We start from the raw sequence: 18203 nt of genomic DNA, 5'->3' as shown, positions 1-18203 counted from the left end.
CCGGCGGGGCCCGAGACCGAGGAGCCGCATGCCGTTCGAGATCCGCGCCGACCTGCCCGCCTCGCTCGTCCCCCTCGCCTGGATGGAGGGCCGCTGGGAGGGCGCCGGCGTCGTCGGCTACGACGACGTCCCCGAGCGCCGCTTCGGGCAGGAGGTCCTCATGGCGCACGACGGGCTCGGGGGCCTCGCCTACCGCGCCCAGAGCTGGTACCTCGACGACGAGGGCCAGCCGGTCGGGCCGATGTCCTCGGAGTCCGGGGTGTGGCGGACGGGTGACGACGGCAGCGGCGGCGTGCAGGTCGAGCTGCTCCTGGCGCAGCCGGACGGCGCCGTCGAGATCTACCTCGGCCGCGCCACGGGCACGAAGGTCGAGCTGAGCACCGACCTCGTGGCGCGGACCTCCACCTCCACGGGCACCTACACGGCCGCCCAGCGCCTCTACGGCGCCGTCGAGGGCGACCTGCTGTGGGCGCTGGACGTCGCGACCCCCACCACCGCGATGCGGTCGTACGCCTCCGCGAGGCTGAAGAAGGTCTGATGCGCCGCGTCGTCGGCTGGGTGCTCCTCGTCGGCCTCGTGCTGGTGCTCGGGGCGGCCGCCTGGACGGCGTCCCGCGGCTGGGTCGCCTGGTCGGCGCTGCAGCGGGTGCGGGACGAGGTGCCCGCCATCACCGCGGCGGTCGTCCGGGCCGACCCGGAGGCCCTGGCCGCCTCGACCCGGCGGGTGCAGGCGGACGCCGACCGCGCCGTCGAGGCCACCGACGACCCCCTCTGGCGCCTGGCCAGCCGGCTGCCGCTGGGGGAGAACCTCGCGGCGCTGTCGACGGCGTCCGTCGCCGTCGACCGGCTCGCCGACGACGGCCTCCCCGGGCTGCAGCGGGTCGTCGGCGGCGTCGACGAGGCCCGCTCCTCCCTCACGAGCGGCGAGGGCCTCGACCTGCCGGCCCTGCGCGGGGCCCTCGACGGCCTGGGCGACGTCACCGCCGCGTCCGACGCGGCGCGAGAGCGCCTGGGGGAGATCCAGGGCGACCACCTGCTCCCGGAGGTGCGGGCGGCCCGGGACGACCTGCAGGCGCAGCTGGACCTCGGCGCCCGCGCCCAGGAGCTGATCGGCGGCCTGGACCTGCCTGGCGCCGGGCTGCTGGCCGGCCTCGCGGGGGACGACGGCGCGGCCTCCTGGCTCGACCGGCTCCCCGGCGCCGACGACCCGCCCAGTGCCGACGACCTGCCCAGCGTGGACGACCTGCCCGGCGTGGGCGACCTGCCGGGGCTCGACGACCTGCCCGAGACCGACGACCTGCCGGGGCTCGACGACCTGCCGGGCCGGGAGGACCTGCCCGACGTGGGCGGTCTGCTGGACCGGGCCGTCGAGGGGGTGGCCGGCCGCTGAGCCGGCCGGCCGACGGCCGCGACCCGCCTCACGAGAGCGCCGGCCGGGTCGGATGGTGGGGCGGCTCTCACGGTCCGCAGCGGCTGTCACGGTCCGCGCCGGTCGGCTCTCGGACGGGACCGAGCGGCGGGACGGGTCAGGCCCCGTCCCGCGGGCCGGCGTCGCCGGCCGTCGGGGCCCCGTCCGACGAGGACGGCGCCGACGACGGGGAGCCGGCCTCCTCGATCCCCGCGCGGACCGCGGACCCGGCGGACCCGGCCGCCGCGGCGGCCGCGCCGGTCGCCTCCTGGGCGGCCACCCGGGCCGCCTCGGCGCGCCGGCGCGCCACGCTGGTGGTCGCCCGGGGGCCGTCGGCCGAGGCCCGGCGCCGGGCGCGCGCCGGCGTCGACGTGCCCGTGCCCGTCCCGCCCGTCGTCGTCCCGCCCGACGTCGTCCCGCCCGTCGTCGTCCCGCCCGTCGTCGCGTCGGTCGTGGTCCCGCCGGTGGTGTCCGAGCCGCTGGTGCTTGAGCGAGTGCCGGCGGTGCGACCGCGCCCCGCGCCCGAGGTCCGGGACCGGCCGGCGCCCGCCGTGGCTCCCTGGCCGTCCCCCGCCGCCGGCGCGTCGTGCGCGCGGGTCGAGGCGGCGCTGCGCCGGCCGGCGGTCCGCACGCTCCCGGTGCGCGGGGTGGTGGCCGTCCCCTCGGTCTCGGCGGTGCCGGTGGTCGCCGTCGCGGTCTCGTCGGCCGTCGCGCCGGTGCGGCGCCGTGTCGAGCCGGTGGCGCGGCGCGTGCCCCCGGTCGTGCTCCTGGTCTCCTCGCCGGTGCCGGTGCCGGTGCCGGTGCCGGTGCCGGTGCCGGTGCCGGTGCCGGTGCCCGTGCGGCGTCGGCGGGGGGCGGCTGCGGGCTCCGCGTCGGGCGCCTCTGCGGCCGGCCCGGTGGTGGAGCGGGTCGTCGTCGTGCGCCGCGCCGAGCCGCTGCGCCGCCCCGCCGCCGCTCCGGCGCGGGTCGCGCGGGGTCCGGCCGCCGCGTCGTCCTGGCCGGAGGCCGCCGTCTCGGGCGCGGCCCGGTCGGCGACCGCCTCCGCGGCCTCGGCGACGCCCGCCCGCGCGGCCCGGACCCCCTCCCGTGCCGACCGGCCCGCCGCGTCCGTGGCCTCGCCGGCCCGCTCGGCGACGCCGTCGACGTCCTCGTGCCCCTGCGCCCGCTCGACGAGCCGACGGCCGCGGCTGCCGAGGTCGTCGACGACGACCTGCGTGCGGCTCGCCACCTCCAGCCCGCGCGCCACGACGACCGCGGGGGCGCCCTGGAGCCGCTCGGCGACGGCGCGGGCCTCGCCCGCGTAGTCGCGGGTGAGGATCTCCTCGCGGCGGCTGCGCGCGCGCTCGTGCAGGCCCTTGGCCTGCTCGGCGGCCACGTCGGCGACGCCCGCCAGGACGTAGCCGAGGTCGAGCGCGCTGCGGCGCAGGTCCGGCGTCAGGGCCATGGGTTCCTCCTCGGTGACCGGTGGTCCCACCGGTCGGCGTCAGGCGGTCGGGTGCGGGGGGTCGGACGGTCGGTCACCGCGCCGCGGTGGCAGAGCCCCGGTGGCTCAGCGGGTCGAGCCGCCGTCGACGGGCGGGGGGTGCGAGGCGGCCAGGTCCTCGGCCGGCGGCTCCTCGGGGACGACGAGCGACGCGTCCTCGGCCACGGCCCTCGGCGTCGGAGCGCGGCGGCCGGTGCTGCGCCCGGTGGTCCGTCCGGCGGTGCGTCCGCTCGGGCGTCCGGAGGTGTCTGCCGTGCGGGCCGGCGGGCCGTCGTCCGACCCCTCGGCGCCGCCCTCGGCGCTCGCACCCTGTCCCTGACGCCCCGCACGGGCGGACGGGCGACGCGTCGTGCCGCCGGTCGACCGGGCGGCGGGGCGGGAGGACGGGGCGCGCCGCCGCGCGGTGCGGGCGGGCGCCTCCACCGCGTCGTCCGGCTCGGTGCCCGCGCGCGGCTCCGCCTGCGACGCCGCGCCCGGACTCCCGGGGGAGCTTCCCGCCGGCACCTCGGAGCGGGAGTTCTCGGACCGGAAGGTCGCGTAGATCTCGAGCAGGACCTCGCGCTGGCGCTCCGAGAGGTACGGGTCGGCGAGGACGGCGGCGCGCACCTCGCCGTCGTCGCCGGGGCGGTGCTCGTCGAGGAGTCCGGCGCGGACGTAGAGCGCCTCGGCCGAGATCCGCAGGCCGCGGGCGATCTGCTGCAGCACCTCGGCGCTGGGGCGGCGCAGCCCGCGCTCGACCTGGCTGAGGTAGGGGTTGCTCACGCCCGCCGCGGCGGCGAGCTGGCGCAGCGACAGCTGCGCGGACTCGCGCTGCTCGCGCAGGAACCCCCCGAGGTCCCCGACGGCTCCCACGGCCCCGCCGACGCGGCCCACCTCGACGCCCAGCACCTTGGTCACGACGTCATGGTGCGCGCTCGTGCTTGCTGCGGCAAGCGCCGAGCGAGCAGCGGCTCTGCCGGTCCCGTCACGTGGGCGCCGGACGGGTGCGCTGAGCCGGGGAGCCGCCCGCGGCGGGGCGCCAGGCCGGGCGTCGGAGGAGGGCCGGGCGCCAGGAGGAGCCAGGCGCCAGGAGGGGTCAGGCGGCGGAGGAGCGGGCGTCGGCCTCGCGGCGCAGCAGGCGCAGCACCTCGAGCACCCGGCCGCGGTCGCCGGTGAGGCGCTGCTCGAGCGTGGAGAGCAGAGCGGCGTGCTCCTCGAGGTCGGCGTCGTCCAGGGAGCCGAGGTCGCTGAAGCGGATGTCGGCGAAGGCCCGCTCGGCGTCGCGGTGGTAGATGCCCGCGTTGCTCGGGACGACCGGCATGTCGCGCGCGTCGACGACCTCGCGCGCCGCGTCGTCCTGGCTCCCGGGTGCGTCCTCCGGCGCCGGGCGCAGCAGGGCGGCGACGAGCCCGGCGACGATCTCGTCGTCGCTGCGCTCGCCCAGCCCGGCGCTGCGCTCGGAGCGCTCGCGGCGCGCCCGCTCGGAGAGGAGGAGGGCGAGCCGGCCGTCGACGAGGCGCCGCGTGTAGGCGAGGTCGGCCTCCTCGGCGATGGCCATCTCGCGCCGCTCGCGCAGCTCGGCGTCCCCCAGCTCGGCCAGGCCCTCGACGAACGACGGCGAGAGCACCCGGTCGATGCGGCGGGAGCCCCCCTCGCGGTAGCCGGTGAGCGCTGCCGGGGCCGCGCCGGCGCCCTCCGCGGTCGTGCCGCCCTCGCTGGTGCCCCCGGTCATCCCGCCACCTCGCCCGTCGTCGCCGCGCCGCGACCCGCGCGAGTGCAGCGGGCCACCAAGTGCCACCCAGCGTAGCCATCGGAGCCGGACGACGGGCGCGGTCGCCAGGGTCGGGACATGCTGGCGGGCATGCCCGTGCTGCACCGCGTCGACGTCGTCCTCTCGTTCTCGGCGCCCGTCGCCGTCGAGGAGGTCGAGCGCCTCTGCGCCGACCTCGAGCTCCCCCTGCCGCGGCTGGCCACGGGCGAGCCCGACCCGGGGGCGCGCGACGTGCGGGTCGACGAGGACGGCGAGGGCGCCGACCTCGTGCTGCTCGTCGAGGCGGAGACCGACGTCGAGGCCCGCGAGGCGGTGGTGCGCGCCGTCACCGACGCCCTGGCCCGCGGTCCGTGGGACGACGACGCGGCGCGCGTGGAGCTCGTGCGCTCGACCGCCGCCTACGACCTGTCCTAGTCCGGCCCCCGCTCGCCCCGGCGGCGGGGGCCCGAGGGGCGCGCCGGCGGCCGTCGCCGTCGAGGCGGTCGCGACATCGAGGTCGTCGCCACGGCGGGGCCGCTCCGTGGCTGCGACCTCGATGTCGTCGGCGAGATGGACGTCGTCGCCACGTCCCGGCTCCGCGAGTGACCGCACGCTCCATCTCGCGCCGAGCGCTGGGGGAGCGGCGGCGCGTGGCGGCGGCCAGCTCGGCCGGCCTGAGCCCCCGGCGGCCCTGCCCGCGCGGGGCAGCCCCTAGCGCGGCCAGCCGGGGAGGCCGACGGCGGCCCCCGTCCCGGCGACCTCGCCGGCCGGCGCCGGGCGCCGCGTCCCGCGCTGCGCGAGCAGGGCACCGGTCTCCTCGGCCGGGCGCGGGCGCCCGCCGTACCAGCCCTGGGCCAGGGCGAAGCCGAGCTCGGCCACGGCGCGCATCTGCTCGGCCGACTCCACGCCCTCGGCGACGGCCTCGGCCCGCAGCGACGTGGCGAGCGCCACCGCCGACCCGAGCAGGGCCCGCCCGCCCGGGGTGAGCACCTCCGCGACGAGGCTGCGGTCGAGCTTCACCGTCGTCACCGGCAGGTGCAGCAGGTACTGCAGGGCGGCGTGGCCGACGCCGAAGTCGTCGACCGCGACGCCCACGCCCGTGGCGTGCAGGCGGTGCAGGCGCTCGGCGACGGCCCGCAGGTCGCGCAGCTCCTCCTGCTCGACGACCTCGACGACGAGGTGGCGCGGCTCGACGCCGGCGGCGGTGAGGTCGGCGAGGACGCGCTCGACGAGGTCGGGCGACTCGAGGCTCTGCGCGGAGAGGTTGACGGCGACGTGCTCGGGCTCGACGCCGGCGGCCCTCCAGAGCCGGAAGTCGGCGAGCGCCCGACGCCGCGCGAGGTCGTCGAGGTCGCGGGCGCGCCCCTGCAGGGACGCGGCGGTGAGGAAGTCGTCGGGCGAGACCGAGCCGAGCTGAGGGTGCTCCCAGCGCACGAGCGCCTCGAGGGAGCGCACCGCGCCGGTCCGCGGGTCCACGAGCGGCTGGTAGTGGACCGCGATCTGCTCCGCTCCCTCCAGGGCGGCGGCGAGATCGTTGTCGAGCCGGCGCGCGCGCTCGTAGGCGCCGTCGCGGGCGACGTCGGCCTCGACGGGCACGCGCCGGTCGCGCGCCGCGAGCAGGGACACCTCGGCGTGGCGCAGGAGGGCGGCGACGATCTCGCGCGTGGAGAGGCCCTCGGCGGGCAGGTCGGCGCGCGGGGGCACGGTGAGGACCGCCGCGGTCGACGTCGCGGCCCCGGGCGCCGTCGGCCCGTCCGGCCCGGCCGCCCCGGGAGCCTCGAGCTGCGCGCGGACGGCGGCGACGAGGCCGAGCGGCGTCTCCTGGCGGCGGGCCCGCGAGGCGGTGGGCACGACGACGGCGAGCGTCTGCGGGCCGGTCCGGCACACGACCGCGTCGGGCAGGCCGTCCTCGAGGGCGCGCACGCGCCGCACGAGGAGGTCGTCGGCCGCCTGGCGGCCCTGCCGGCGGGCGAGCACGGCCACGTCGTCGAGCTCGACGACGACGAGGCGCACCGGCTCGGTCCCCTGGTGGATCTGCGTGGCGAGGAGGCGCTCCAGCGCGAGCCGGCTGCCCGCCCGGGTCAGCGGGTCGGTCTCGAGGAGCTCGCGGTCGACGGCGGACTGCAGGCTCGAGCTCGTCGTCATGAGCAGGACGGCGGCGAGCGCGGCGACCGCCACGACGGCGCCGGTGCCCGGCGGCGGCTCCGGGAGCGCGCCGGCCGCGGCGAGGGCGAGCGCCGCGAGCAGCCCCACGACCGCCGGCACCGTCACGAGGACCTGGCGGCGCGGCGCCACGAGCGGGCTGACGACGTCGCCGAAGGCCGCCATGCTCGGGTGCCACGCCGCGGTGACGGCGAGGGCGGCGACGGCGACGAGCGCGCTGGCCCAGGGCGAGGAGGCGACGGGCACCGTGTCCGCCCACGAGCCCACGTGGTGCAGGACGAGCGCCAGCAGCGCGGCGACCAGCGCCAGGACGGAGACCGTGACGCGGGCCCGCGAGTGCAGCAGCGCCACGAGGTGGCCGAGGAGGACGAGGTCGCCGGCCGCGACGAGGGCGGCGGCCGCGGGCGGGGGGCCGCCGACGACGGCGACGAGCCACAGCGCCCCCGCGGCGCCGACGACGGCCACCGCGGCCAGGTCGACGACGAGCACCCAGCGCCGGCGCCCCGAGAGGCCGAGGGCGAGCTGCGCCGACGTCGCCAGGCACGCGTAGGCGGCGAGGAGCGCGAGGCAGGCGAGCAGCCACGAGTCGACCAGGTGCCCGACCCAGGCGAGGGCGAGGGCGGCGCCCGCGGCCGCCACGAGCAGCCACTGGGCGCGCCGCTCCGGCGCGAAGCGGCGCACGGCCAGCGCGACGAGCGGCCCGGCGGCGAGGAGGACGGCGAGCACGAGCCAGCCGCGCGCGGGGCCGGGCAGGGCTGCGGACGTCGCCAGCAGGGCGGCGCCGGACAGGGCGGCGGCGCCGGAGGCGGCGGCCCGGGGCCGCGCGGCCGGCGCCCGTCCCCCCGCGCCCATGGGGCCAGCGTAGGGCGGTAGGGCCCGGCGCCGGAGCGCTCCGGGCCCGACCGCCGGGGCGGGCCCCGGAAGGGCCAGCCGCCCACGGCGCCCGGCGGGGGCCCGCTCGGCGCCGGGGTGGTCCCGGGCGCCGCGGACGTCGCCCGCGATCAGGGGGTGTTGGCGCGCAGGTCGTTGACGATGCCCTGGACCGCCCGGCGCTCGTCCTCGGGCGACCAGAACTCGGCGTAGAGGTGGCTGTCGAGGGCGTCGAGGTCGGACTCCTCGCGCTCGCCCGCGACGAGCAGGTGGCTCATCCGCAGCCGGTAGGACGCCTCGCGGCCGGGGGCGGAGTCCTCGGCCGCCACCGTCGTCGCGTCGACCTCGAACCACGTGGCGCCCGGCGCGAGCAGGTCCTGCAGCGACCACCAGGCCTGCTGGCCGCAGGGCTGCGGGCACGGCTGCAGCTGCACGGCGCCTCCGGAGGTCGCGTCGGGCGAGGTGCAGTCGTAGCGCACGACGGGCGAGGAGATCGGGGCGCGCTCGCACGTCCAGCCGGCGGGCACGCGGAAGGAGAAGGGCAGGTCCTCGAGCGTGAGGACCTCGGTGTCGTCGCCGGGGCCGAAGGAGGGCCCGACGACGCCGGGGCCCAGCAGCAGCGGGGAGCCCTCCTCGCCGGGGCCCGGGTCGCCGTCGCCCGGGGACGGCTCGGCGCCGGGGGAGGGCGAGGGCCCCGGGGAGGGCTGGGGGGAGGGCTGCGGCGACGGCTGGGGCGAGGGCTGCGAGCTGCTCGGCTGGGGCGCGGGGCCGCCGGCCGTCGGCTGGCACGCGCCCGTCAGCAGCAGCACGAGCGCCGCGAGGAGCAGCAGCCCGAGGAGCGCGGACAGCAGCCACGGTCGCCGGTCGCGCCGCGGCGCCGTGGCCGCGGCGGGCGCCGCGGCGGCGGGGGCGACCGGTCGGGGCGCGCCGACCCAGTGCGGGGAGAAGGCGGGACCGCGCGTCGCCACGCCGGCCGCGCCGTCGACGACGGGGGAGCGGGCCAGGAGCCGCGCGGTGCGGGCGTCGGAGGCGGCGGTGGCCGCCCACGGCCACGGCCCGTCGAGCGAGGCCCCGACGATCCGTCCGCCGGCGCCGAGCTCGGCCACGGCCGCCCCGAAGCGGTCGCGCGCCGCCGCGTCGCCGGCGGGTCCGGGCCCGAGCACGACCACGCGCGCGGGCGCGCCGTCGGGGCCGTGCGCGGCCAGGACGGCGGCCGCCTCGCCCGGGTCGGACGCCGCCGCCACGAGCGCGGGGCCCCGACGGGCGCCGTCGGCCGGGGCGGGGGCGCCCTCGTCGGGGTCCAGGCGCCCGACGACGGACCACGGGCCGAGCCGGCCCGGGTCGCCGGGGCGCAGCGGGAGGACCTGGCCCGGGTCGCCGTGCGGCTCGCCCGCGCCCCGGGCGGTCTCCCGAGCGGGCTCCTCGACGCGCTCCTGGGCCCGCTCCTGGGTGCCCGCGGCCGGGTCCGGGCGGTCCTCTCCGAGGCCCGGCTCCGCGCTCACGCGCTCATGACACCACAGCGCCGCGGCGCCGGTCCGGGGTCACCCGCTCCCCGCCCCCGCCTCCGCCCGTCCGGCCCGCCCCCGGCCTCCTCCGCCGACGACGTCGGGCGGCGCCTGCGACGACCGGTGAACAGGCCGGCGACCGTCGCGCGGGCCGGCGGCCGACCCGTGGGCGTCGGCCCGCGCCGGGAGCCGGGGTGGTGTGATGGGCGCGTGGCGACCGAGGACCCCGACGCGACCGCTGGCGCGGCTCCCGCCCACCCGCCGGAGCCACCGGCCCCGGCGCGCGGTGCGGCCGAAGAGGTCGCCGAGGCCGTGGCCGAGGCGCGCCGCGTCGTCGTGGGGCAGCAGGGCATGGTCGAGCGGCTCGCCGTCGCCGTCCTGGCCCGCGGGCACGTGCTCCTCGAGGGCGTGCCCGGGACGGCGAAGACCCTGGCGGCCCGCTCCTTCGCCACCGTCCTCGGCGGCAGCTTCGCCCGCGTCCAGTTCACGCCCGACCTCGTGCCCTCCGACATCGTCGGGACGCGGATCTGGTCACCCGCCACCGAGCGCTTCAGCGTCGAGCTCGGCCCCGTCTTCACCAACGTCGTCCTCGCCGACGAGGTCAACCGCGCCCCGGCCAAGGTCCAGGCCGCGATGCTCGAGCTCATGGGCGAGCGGCAGGTGTCGCTGGCCGGCGCCACGCACGCCGTGCCCGAGCCCTTCACCGTCATCGCGACGCAGAACCCCGTCGAGTCCGAGGGCGTCTACCCGCTCCCCGAGGCCCAGCGCGACCGCTTCCTCCTGCAGGTCGACGTGCCGCTGCCCGGGGCGGCCGACGAGGCCGAGATCCTCCGGCGCATGGGCGTGGCCCCGCCGCGCGCCCGGCGCGTCCTCGACCCCGGGCGCGTCCTGCGGCTGCAGGAGGCGGCGGACGCCGTCTACGTCCACCCGCTGGTGAGCGACTACGTCGTGCGGCTCGTCATGGCCACGCGCGACCCGGCCGCCTACGGCGCGCCCGACGTCGCCCCCCTGCTCGAGGCGGGCGCCAGCCCGCGCGCCACCCTCGGCCTCCTCGCGGCCGCGCGGGGCCTCGCCCTCGTCCGCGGGCGCGACCACGTGCTGCCCGAGGACGTGCGCGAGCTCGCCGTCGAGGTCGTGGCCCACCGCCTCGTGCTCTCCCTCGACGCGCTGGCCGACGGCGTCGCCGCCCAGCAGGTCGTCGCCCGCCTCGTCGCGGCGGTCGCGCCACCGGTGCCCGTCGGGGCCCCGTCGCGGTGACGGCCGTGCTGCGCCCCACCGGGCGGGCGGGCGCCGAGGGGCTCGGGACGGGGCTCGGGACGGGGCTCGGGACGGGGCTCGGGACGGGGCTCGGGACGGGGCTCGGGACGGGGCTGGGCCGCCCGGGCGACGACGGCGACGCGCGGGCGGCCGCCGGTGCGGCCGCGGTGCTGGGCCGGGCGCGGGCGCTGCGGGGCCTCGAGCTCGCCGTGGTGCGCCGCCTCGAGGGCTTCCTGCGCGGGGAGCACCTCGGCGTGCGCACCGGGCCGGGCAGCGAGCCCGCCGACAGCCGCCCGTACCGCGCGGGCGAGGACGACGTCCGCTGGATGGACTGGCCCCTGACGGCGCGCACGGGCGAGCCGCACGTGCGGGAGGTCGTCGCCGACCGCGAGCTCGAGACCTGGGTCCTCGTCGACCTGTCGCCCTCCATGGCCTTCGGGACGGCGCGCAGCGACAAGCGCCACCTCGCGGTGACGGCCGCCGCCGTCGTCGGGCACCTGACGACGCGGCTCGGGGACCGCTTCGGCGCCTGGGTGCTCGACGAGGGCGGGGTCGTGCGCCGCCCGTCGCGCACCGGCCGCACGGCCCTGCACGCCGCGCTGCGCGAGCTGCTCGGGCGCTCGCTGGCCGAGCCCGCGCCGCTGCCGCCGCGGCCGCGTCGGGCCCGCCGGGCCGGGCGGGGCGCCGCCCCCGTCGGCGGGGCCGCCGGCCCCGCCCCCGTCGTCGACCTGGCCGCGGCGGTCGAGCGCCTCGGCGCCGCCCACCGCCGCCGCGGGCTGCGCGTCGTCGTGTCCGACTTCCTCGACGGCGAGGGTGCCGCGGACGGCCCGCCGCCGTGGGAGCGGGCCCTGCGCCGCCTCGCCGCGCGCCACCAGGTGCTCGCCGTCGAGGTCGTCGACCGGCGCGAGAGCGAGCTGCCCGACGTCGGCGTCGTCGAGCTCGTCGACCCCGAGAGCGGGGAGGTGCTCGAGGTGGACACCGGGCGCGCCGAGGTCCGGGCCGCCTTCGGCGCCGCCGGGGCCGAGCACCGGGCGCGCGTCGCCGCCGCGCTGCGCCGGTGCGGGGCCGCGCACCTGCGCCTGTCCACCGACGAGGACTGGGTGGCGGCCACGGCGCGCTTCGTGCTGGCCCAGCGGCGCACCGCCCGCGCCGTCGACCGGATGGCGGGCCGGGCGTGAGCGCCGCGCTGCTCGCCGCCCTCCCGGCGCTCGCCGCGGCCCCCGCCGCGGGCGGGCCGCTGGACGGGCTCGTCACCGGCTTCCTCGCCCCCCAGCGGCTGTGGCTGCTGCTGCTCGTGCCCGCCCTCGTGGCGGCCCACGTGCTGGCGCAGCGCCGTCGCCGCACCAACGCCCTGCGCTTCTCGGCGCTGCCGGTGCTCGCGGCCGTCGCGCCGCGCCGCCGCGCGTGGCGCCGCCACGTCGTCGCGGCCGGGCTCGTCGCGGGCGTCGCGGCCGCGGCCGTGGGCTTCGCCCGCCCCCTCGGGGAGGTCGAGGTGCCGCGCGAGCGCGCCACCGTCGTCCTCGCCGTCGACGTCTCGATCTCCATGCGGGCCACCGACGTCGAGCCCGACCGGCTCACCGCCGCGCAGCGCTCGGCGCGCGCCTTCGTCGCCGAGCTGCCGCCGCGCTTCAACGTCGGCCTCGTCGCCTTCGCCGGGGCCGGGCAGGTGCTCGTGCCGCCGACCACGGACCGCTCCCTCGTCGAGCGGGGGATCGACGGCCTCGAGCTGGCCTCCTACACCGGCATCGGCGAGGGCCTGTACGCCGCGCTCGCGGCGGTCCAGCAGGCGCCGCCCGACCCGGACGACCCGACGGCGCCGGTGCCCGCGGCCGTCGTGCTCCTGTCCGACGGCGAGACGACGGTCGGGCGCACCAACGACGACGCCGCGCGCGCCGCCGCCGAGGCCGGCGTCCCCGTCTCGACCATCGCCTTCGGCACGCCGGGCGGCACCATCACGCAGGAGGGGGTGCGCACGCCCGTGCCCGTCAACGAGGGCGAGCTCGCCGACATCGCCGAGACCACCGGCGGGCAGGCCTACGAGGCCGAGTCCGCCGGCGAGCTCGACGCCGTCTACGAGGACATCGGCTCCTCGATCGGGACGGTCCGGCAGGAGGAGGAGACGACGGCGCGCTGGACCGGCCTCGCGCTCGTGCTCGTCGTGCTGTCGGCGCTCGGCTCCCTGCTGTGGTTCGGGAGGATCTCCCAGTGACCGGAGCTCCCCACCCCGCCGGCCGCCGACGGCGCCGCGAGGCGCCCTCCGCCGGACCCGCCACCGGGCCGACGAGCGTGCCGACGACCGGGTCCGCCACGGGGCCCCTCACCGGGCCGACCACCGGGCCCACGGCGACCGGCAGCGGTGTCCCGCGCGGCGGCGGGCAGGCGCGCACGGCCGGGTGGCGCAGGCGGGTCATCGGCGAGGAGGAGCAGACCCGTCCCGTCCTCATCGTCGACCGGCTGCGCGGCACCCCCTTCGCCTCGCCCTACCGGATGGCCGCGCCGGCGGACCCGAACCGCCAGGTCGACCTGCTGCTGCGCCTCGCCGTGCTGCTCCTGCGCTCGGGCTCCGGCACGGCCGAGGTGGAGTCCAGCGTCGTCGCCGCCGCGGTCGCGCTCGGGCTGTCCGAGCAGCACCTCGACCTCGACATCACCTACTCGTCCATCACGGTCGCCTACGCGCCCGCCGACGCCCCGGCCGTGGTGCGCCTGCAGGTCGTCCGCTCCACCGGCACGGAGTACGCCCGCCTGTCGGCCGCCCACGCCCTCGTCCTCGACCTGGTCGAGGGCCGCCTCGAGCGCGCCGACGTCGCCGTCCGCCTCGCCGAGGTCGAGAGCAGCCCCCGCCCCTACCGGCGCTGGATGGTGCAGGTGGCGTGGGGCCTGCTCGCCGTCGCCGTCGTCGCGCGGCTCGGCGGCGGACCGCTGGCCCTCCTGACGGGCTTCGTCATGGCGCTCGCCGTCGACGCGGGCGCGCGGGCCATGTCGCGCGCCGGGGCGCCGGCCTTCTTCACCGTCGGCGCCGGGGCGTTCATCGCCGGGTCGCTGTCCTCGCTGCTCACCCTCGCGGCCGAGGCCCTGCCCCCCTCGCTGGCGGGCCAGGTGCCGCCCTCGGCGCTCGTCGTGGCCAGCGGCATCGTGGTGCTCCTGCCCGGCGGCACCTTCGTGGCGGCCGTCGAGGACGCGCTGCGCGGCTTCCCCGTGACGGCGGCCGCGCGGCTCGTCACAGTCCTCATGACGACGGCGGCCGTCCTCGGCGGCGTCGTCCTCGCCCTCGACGTCGCCCGCCGCGCGGGCGTGCCGGGCGTCGACCCCGACGCCGTGGGGGCGGCCGTCGGCGGCGCGCTCACCCCGCTGCCCGTCGTGCTGGTCTCGACCGCCCTGGGCGCGGGCGCCGCGGCGGTGGCCTACCGCACGCCCCCGCGCCTGCTCCTCGTGACGGCGGTGGCGGCGGCGGCCGGGCAGGTGGCGCTGCTCGCGGCCAGCGACCCGGGCGGCCCGCGGGCCCTCGGCACCCTCGTGGCGGCGCTCGTCGTCGGCGCCGTCGGGCGCGTCGCCGCGCTGCGCCGCCGCGCCACCCCGCTCGCCGTCGTCGTGCCCGGGACGATCATGCTGCTGCCGGGGCTGACGATCTACACCGCCCTCGTCGAGCTCACCGGCGGCACCGTCATCTCCGGGCTCGTGCTGCTCGGCCAGGCCGGGGCCATCGCCCTCGCCATCGGGGCCGGCGCGTCGCTCGGGGACTCGGTCGCCGCCCCCGTCGAGCGGGGCCTGGACCAGGCTTCCCGGCGCCGCCGGGAGACGCCGCTGCGCAGCTGAGCGCCCCGCTCAGGCCCGGCCGCGGCCGTCCCGGTGCCCCCTGTCGCTCGCCGTCCACTGCCTCGCCGTCCCCCGCCCCGGGGCGGGCCCTGCCGGGTGAGGGCCCTGGCGGGCGAGGGCTCGGGCGGGTGAGGGCTCGGGCGGTGCGCGGACGGGTCAGGCCGGCAGGGACCAGTCCACCGGCCCGGCGCCCTGCGCCGCCAGGGCGGCGTCGACGGCGGAGAAGGGCCGCGAGCCCGTGAAGCCGCGCCGCGCGGACAGCGGGCTCGGGTGCGCGCTCTCCACGACGGCGGTGCCGCCCAGGGCCGGGCGCAGCGCCTGAGCGTCCCGGCCCCAGAGGACGGCGACGAGCGGGCCGCCGCGCGCCGCGAGGGCGCGGACCACCTCCTCGGTCACCCGCTCCCAGCCCCGCCCGCGGTGGGAGCCCGACCGGCCGGCCTCGACGGTGAGGACGCGGTTGAGCAGGAGGACGCCGCGCCCCGCCCAGGCCGTGAGGTCGCCGGTGGACGCGGGCGGCAGGCCCGTGTCGGCGTCCCGCTCGGCGAGGAGGTTCCGCAGCGTCGGGGGCAGCGGGCGCACGTCCGGCTCCACCGAGAAGGACAGCCCGACGGCGTGGCCCGGGGTGGGGTAGGGGTCCTGGCCGACGACGAGGACGCGCACGGCCTGCGGGGCCTGCGCGAGCGCGCGCAGCACCCGGTCGCCGCGGGGGAGGACCTCCCGGCCGGCCGCGACGTCGTCCGCCACGGCCTCGAGGGCGCGCACGAGGTCCGCCCCCGCCGGGGCCAGCGCCGACCACCAGGCGGGGTGGACCACCGCCAGGTCGACGCCGGCCCGCCGCGCGGGCGCGAGCGCCGCGGGCGGCGGGCCGGGCTGCTCCTGCTGACCGGCCGTCGGGCCGGGCTCCGACGTCCCGTCCGTCTCCAGCACGCGGCCACGGTAGGGGCGGGGCAGGCGGCGCGCCGGGCCGGCCCCGGGCGGGCGGGTTCCTGGACGGCCGGGAGAACCACACCGGTGTGGTTCGCGGCGTAGGGTGCGGGCTCGGCGCCGACGAGCGACGTCGGGGAGCGCGGGAGGAGACCGGAGTGGACGAGGCAGCCACCGGCGCGGGCGCGACCGCCGAGACGTCCGCCCCCGGCGCGACCGCCGGCGGGCTCTCGCCGCGGGACGCGGAGATCCTCGCCTTCGAGCGCCAGTGGTGGCGCTACGCGGGCGCGAAGGAGCAGGCGGTCCGCGAGCTCTTCGACCTGTCGGCCACGCACTACTACCAGGTGCTCAACGCGCTGCTGGACTCCCCGGAGGCGCTCGCCCACGACCCGATGCTCGTCAAGCGGCTGCGCCGCATGCGCAGCCAGCGCCAGCGCTCGCGCACCGAGCGCCGGCTGGGCGCGCGGAGCTGACGGGCGTGGCTGTCCCCGGGCCGCCCCGCGACGAGCTCGACGAGCCGGCGGGCGAGCCCCGCCGCCAGGGAGCCCACCGGGCCCGGACCGGGCCCTGGCGCCGCGCCGCCCCCGTGCTCGTCGTCGTCGTGCTCGCGGCGCTCGCCGCGCTCGCCGTCAGCGCGTGGTTCTCGCTCGGCGGGTAGGCGCCTCTCGACCCTCGCCACGGCCAGGGCCAGCCGCTACTCTCGGCGCCGGTCGAGCAGTTCGATGAGCACCGGTCCACCGCGCACCCGTACGGACGGCCCGCACGTCGGAACCATCGCGAGCCACGCGAGCGTGAGACCCGATGCCCTCCCCGGGCCTCGAACCCGCACACAGCGACACAGGAGTAGCACCATGGCTCAGGGCACCGTGAAGTGGTTCAACGCCGAGAAGGGGTACGGCTTCATCACCGTCGACGGCGGCGGCCCCGACGTCTTCGTGCACTGGTCGGCCATCCAGATGGACGGCTACCGCTCCCTCGAGGAGGGCCAGCAGGTCGAGTTCGAGGTCGGGCAGGGCCAGAAGGGCCCGCAGGCCGAGGCCGTCCGCCCCGCCTCCTGAGGCACCCCGCACCCCTCCGGCGCCCGAGCAGGGCCGCCGCTCCGACGCCGTCGCCCCACCGGGGCGGCGGCGTCGTCGCGTCCGGGGTGCTCGCGTCGTCCGCCCGTCGACGTCGTCCGCGCGCCCCGGTCGTTTGCACTCGAGGGGGGAGAGTGCTCATCATGGGGGCTGGCACTCTCGCACGAGAGTGACAACGGACCTCGGTCGTCAGGTGAGGGCCGTGGGCGCGCCGGGACGTGACCGGCGCGCGCGCGACCCGTCCGTCGCGGGCACCGGCCGGCCGCCCCACCCGTCACCGGGAGGAAACCCCCAGCATGGCCAAGATCATCTCGTTCGACGAGGACGCCCGTCGCGGTCTCGAGCGCGGCATGAACCAGCTCGCCGACGCCGTGAAGGTCACGCTCGGCCCCAAGGGCCGCAACGTGGTGCTCGAGAAGAAGTGGGGCGCCCCCACCATCACGAACGACGGCGTCTCCATCGCCAAGGAGATCGAGCTCGAGGACCCGTACGAGAAGATCGGGGCCGAGCTCGTCAAGGAGGTCGCCAAGAAGACGGACGACGTCGCGGGCGACGGCACCACCACCGCCACCGTCCTGGCCCAGGCCATGGTCCGCGAGGGCCTGCGCAACGTCGCCGCCGGCGCCAACCCGATGGCGCTGAAGAAGGGCATCGAGCGCGCCGTCGAGGCCGTCTCGCAGCAGCTCCTCTCCTCCGCCACCGAGGTCGAGACCCGCGAGCAGATCGCGGCGACCGCGGGCATCTCCGCCGGCGACGCGTCCATCGGCGAGCTCATCGCCGAGGCCATGGACAAGGTCGGCAAGGAGGGCGTGATCACGGTCGAGGAGAGCAACACCTTCGGCCTGGAGCTCGAGCTCACCGAGGGCATGCGCTTCGACAAGGGCTACATCTCGCCCTACTTCGTCACGGACTCCGAGCGCATGGAGGCCGTGCTCGAGGACCCGTACATCCTCTTCAACGAGGGCAAGATCTCCTCGATCAAGGACCTGCTCCCGCTGCTGGAGAAGGTCACGCAGTCGGGCAAGCCGCTCGTCATCATCTCCGAGGACGTCGACGGCGAGGCCCTGGCCACGCTGGTCGTCAACAAGATCCGCGGCATCTTCCGCTCCGCCGCCGTCAAGGCGCCGGGCTTCGGCGACCGCCGCAAGGCGATGCTGCAGGACATGGCCATCCTCACCGGCGGCCAGGTCATCTCCGAGACGGTGGGCCTCAAGCTCGAGAGCACCGGCCTCGAGCTCCTCGGCCAGGCGCGCAAGGTCACCATCACCAAGGACGAGACCACCATCGTCGAGGGTGCGGGCGACACCGACCAGATCCAGGGCCGGGTCAACGAGATCCGCGCCGAGATCGAGCGCAGCGACTCCGACTACGACCGCGAGAAGCTTCAGGAGCGCCTCGCCAAGCTCGCCGGCGGCGTCGCCGTCATCAAGGCGGGCGCGGCCACCGAGGTCGAGCTCAAGGAGCGCAAGCACCGCATCGAGGACGCCGTCCGCAACGCGAAGGCGGCCGTCGAGGAGGGCATCGTCGCCGGCGGCGGCGTCGCCCTCATTCAGGCGGGCAAGGGCGCGTTCGAGACCCTCTCGCTCACGGGCGACGAGGCGACCGGCGCGAACATCGTCAAGGTGGCCGTCGAGGCCCCGCTCAAGCAGATCGCGATCAACGCCGGTCTCGAGGGCGGCGTCGTGGCGGAGAAGGTGCGCAACCTCGAGGTCGGCCACGGCCTCAACGCCGCCACCGGCGAGTACGTCGACATGCTCGCCACGGGCATCAACGACCCGGTGAAGGTCACCCGCTCGGCGCTGCAGAACGCGGCCTCCATCGCGGCCCTGTTCCTCACCACCGAGGCGGTCATCGCCGACAAGCCCGAGAAGGCGTCGGCCGGCGCCGGCGCCGGGGCCGACGGCGGCATGGGCGGCATGGACTTCTGATCCCGCCCGCCGGGCCCCGCCCGGCACCGCTGCGCGAGCAGCAGCACG

General features: G+C 79.0%; 17 protein-coding genes. 11 read left to right on the top strand and 6 right to left on the bottom strand.

Annotation, left to right across the window (positions count from 1 at the left end):
- The first annotated feature begins 28 nt into the window (after nucleotides 1-28).
- Nucleotides 29-538: an FABP family protein gene (locus Q0789_RS03110; RefSeq protein WP_298802008.1), complete on the top strand. Its 510-nt coding sequence runs from the start codon at nucleotides 29-31 to the stop codon at nucleotides 536-538.
- Complete coding sequence (locus Q0789_RS03105; protein WP_298802006.1) at nucleotides 538-1389, top strand: hypothetical protein; 852 nt, start codon at nucleotides 538-540, stop codon at nucleotides 1387-1389. Before Q0789_RS03110 ends, Q0789_RS03105 begins: the two co-directional genes overlap by 1 nt.
- Nucleotides 1390-1525: 136 nt before the next feature.
- Here Q0789_RS03105 and Q0789_RS03100 read toward each other — a convergent pair whose 3' ends face one another.
- The 3 genes from Q0789_RS03100 to Q0789_RS03090 all read right to left on the bottom strand — a co-directional run bounded on the left by Q0789_RS03100 (nucleotide 1526) and on the right by Q0789_RS03090 (nucleotide 4601).
- The gene (locus Q0789_RS03100; protein ID WP_298802005.1) at nucleotides 1526-2851 is read right to left on the bottom strand and encodes a hypothetical protein; all 1326 of its coding nucleotides are present in this window, start codon (nucleotides 2849-2851) and stop codon (nucleotides 1526-1528) included.
- A gap of 105 nt (nucleotides 2852-2956) precedes the next feature.
- Nucleotides 2957-3787 (bottom strand): helix-turn-helix domain-containing protein, encoded by an 831-nt coding sequence (locus Q0789_RS03095; protein ID WP_298802003.1) that lies wholly within the window; start codon nucleotides 3785-3787, stop codon nucleotides 2957-2959.
- A gap of 178 nt (nucleotides 3788-3965) precedes the next feature.
- Nucleotides 3966-4601 carry a hypothetical protein gene (locus tag Q0789_RS03090; protein ID WP_298802001.1) on the bottom strand — a complete coding sequence of 212 codons (636 nt, stop codon included), beginning with the start codon at nucleotides 4599-4601 and terminating at the stop codon, nucleotides 3966-3968.
- Between the two features lie 117 nt (nucleotides 4602-4718).
- Between Q0789_RS03090 and Q0789_RS03085 the strand changes: the two genes are divergently transcribed.
- On the top strand, nucleotides 4719-5054 hold the full coding sequence (locus tag Q0789_RS03085; protein WP_298801999.1) for a hypothetical protein: 336 nt from the start codon (nucleotides 4719-4721) through the stop codon (nucleotides 5052-5054).
- 276 nt (nucleotides 5055-5330) lie between these two features.
- Here Q0789_RS03085 and Q0789_RS03080 read toward each other — a convergent pair whose 3' ends face one another.
- Both Q0789_RS03080 and Q0789_RS03075 read right to left on the bottom strand, forming a co-directional pair.
- Complete coding sequence (locus tag Q0789_RS03080; protein ID WP_298801997.1) at nucleotides 5331-7634, bottom strand: EAL domain-containing protein; 2304 nt, start codon at nucleotides 7632-7634, stop codon at nucleotides 5331-5333.
- Between the two features lie 149 nt (nucleotides 7635-7783).
- Complete coding sequence (locus tag Q0789_RS03075) at nucleotides 7784-9154, bottom strand: hypothetical protein (protein WP_298801995.1); 1371 nt, start codon at nucleotides 9152-9154, stop codon at nucleotides 7784-7786.
- Between the two features lie 213 nt (nucleotides 9155-9367).
- On the opposite strand from Q0789_RS03075, the gene Q0789_RS03070 reads away from it, so the two are divergent.
- The 4 genes from Q0789_RS03070 to Q0789_RS03055 all read left to right on the top strand — a co-directional run bounded on the left by Q0789_RS03070 (nucleotide 9368) and on the right by Q0789_RS03055 (nucleotide 14227).
- Nucleotides 9368-10414: a MoxR family ATPase gene (locus Q0789_RS03070; protein ID WP_298801993.1), complete on the top strand. Its 1047-nt coding sequence runs from the start codon at nucleotides 9368-9370 to the stop codon at nucleotides 10412-10414.
- Nucleotides 10415-10581: 167 nt separating this feature from the next.
- On the top strand, nucleotides 10582-11592 hold the full coding sequence (locus Q0789_RS03065) for a DUF58 domain-containing protein (RefSeq protein ID WP_363325948.1): 1011 nt from the start codon (nucleotides 10582-10584) through the stop codon (nucleotides 11590-11592).
- Nucleotides 11589-12623 carry a VWA domain-containing protein gene (locus tag Q0789_RS03060; protein ID WP_298801989.1) on the top strand — a complete coding sequence of 345 codons (1035 nt, stop codon included), beginning with the start codon at nucleotides 11589-11591 and terminating at the stop codon, nucleotides 12621-12623. The genes Q0789_RS03065 and Q0789_RS03060 overlap by 4 nt, the downstream gene beginning before the upstream one ends.
- Nucleotides 12620-14227, top strand: a complete 1608-nt coding sequence (locus tag Q0789_RS03055; RefSeq protein WP_298801987.1) for a threonine/serine exporter family protein — start codon at nucleotides 12620-12622, stop codon at nucleotides 14225-14227. Before Q0789_RS03060 ends, Q0789_RS03055 begins: the two co-directional genes overlap by 4 nt.
- A 156-nt stretch (nucleotides 14228-14383) precedes the next feature.
- Here the strand turns inward: Q0789_RS03055 and Q0789_RS03050 are convergent, their stop codons facing one another.
- Nucleotides 14384-15046 (bottom strand): uracil-DNA glycosylase, encoded by a 663-nt coding sequence (locus Q0789_RS03050; RefSeq protein WP_363325949.1) that lies wholly within the window; start codon nucleotides 15044-15046, stop codon nucleotides 14384-14386.
- 263 nt (nucleotides 15047-15309) lie between these two features.
- Between Q0789_RS03050 and Q0789_RS03045 the strand changes: the two genes are divergently transcribed.
- The 4 genes from Q0789_RS03045 (at nucleotide 15310) to groL (ending at nucleotide 18155) form a co-directional block, all read left to right on the top strand.
- On the top strand, nucleotides 15310-15624 hold the full coding sequence (locus Q0789_RS03045) for a DUF3263 domain-containing protein (RefSeq protein WP_298801983.1): 315 nt from the start codon (nucleotides 15310-15312) through the stop codon (nucleotides 15622-15624).
- Between the two features lie 5 nt (nucleotides 15625-15629).
- Nucleotides 15630-15809: a hypothetical protein gene (locus tag Q0789_RS03040; RefSeq protein ID WP_298801981.1), complete on the top strand. Its 180-nt coding sequence runs from the start codon at nucleotides 15630-15632 to the stop codon at nucleotides 15807-15809.
- A gap of 193 nt (nucleotides 15810-16002) precedes the next feature.
- Nucleotides 16003-16209 carry a cold-shock protein gene (locus Q0789_RS03035; protein WP_171203256.1) on the top strand — a complete coding sequence of 69 codons (207 nt, stop codon included), beginning with the start codon at nucleotides 16003-16005 and terminating at the stop codon, nucleotides 16207-16209.
- A 314-nt stretch (nucleotides 16210-16523) separates the two neighbouring features.
- Nucleotides 16524-18155: a chaperonin GroEL gene (gene groL / locus Q0789_RS03030; RefSeq protein WP_298801978.1), complete on the top strand. Its 1632-nt coding sequence runs from the start codon at nucleotides 16524-16526 to the stop codon at nucleotides 18153-18155.
- Nucleotides 18156-18203: the final 48 nt, after the last annotated feature.

Origin of the sequence: uncultured Pseudokineococcus sp., assembly GCF_947499845.1 — a bacterium.
Taxonomy (GTDB): domain Bacteria; phylum Actinomycetota; class Actinomycetes; order Actinomycetales; family Quadrisphaeraceae; genus Pseudokineococcus.
The sequence above is the reverse complement of the archived record's forward strand: the minus strand, read 5'-3'. Positions and strand labels throughout refer to the sequence as shown.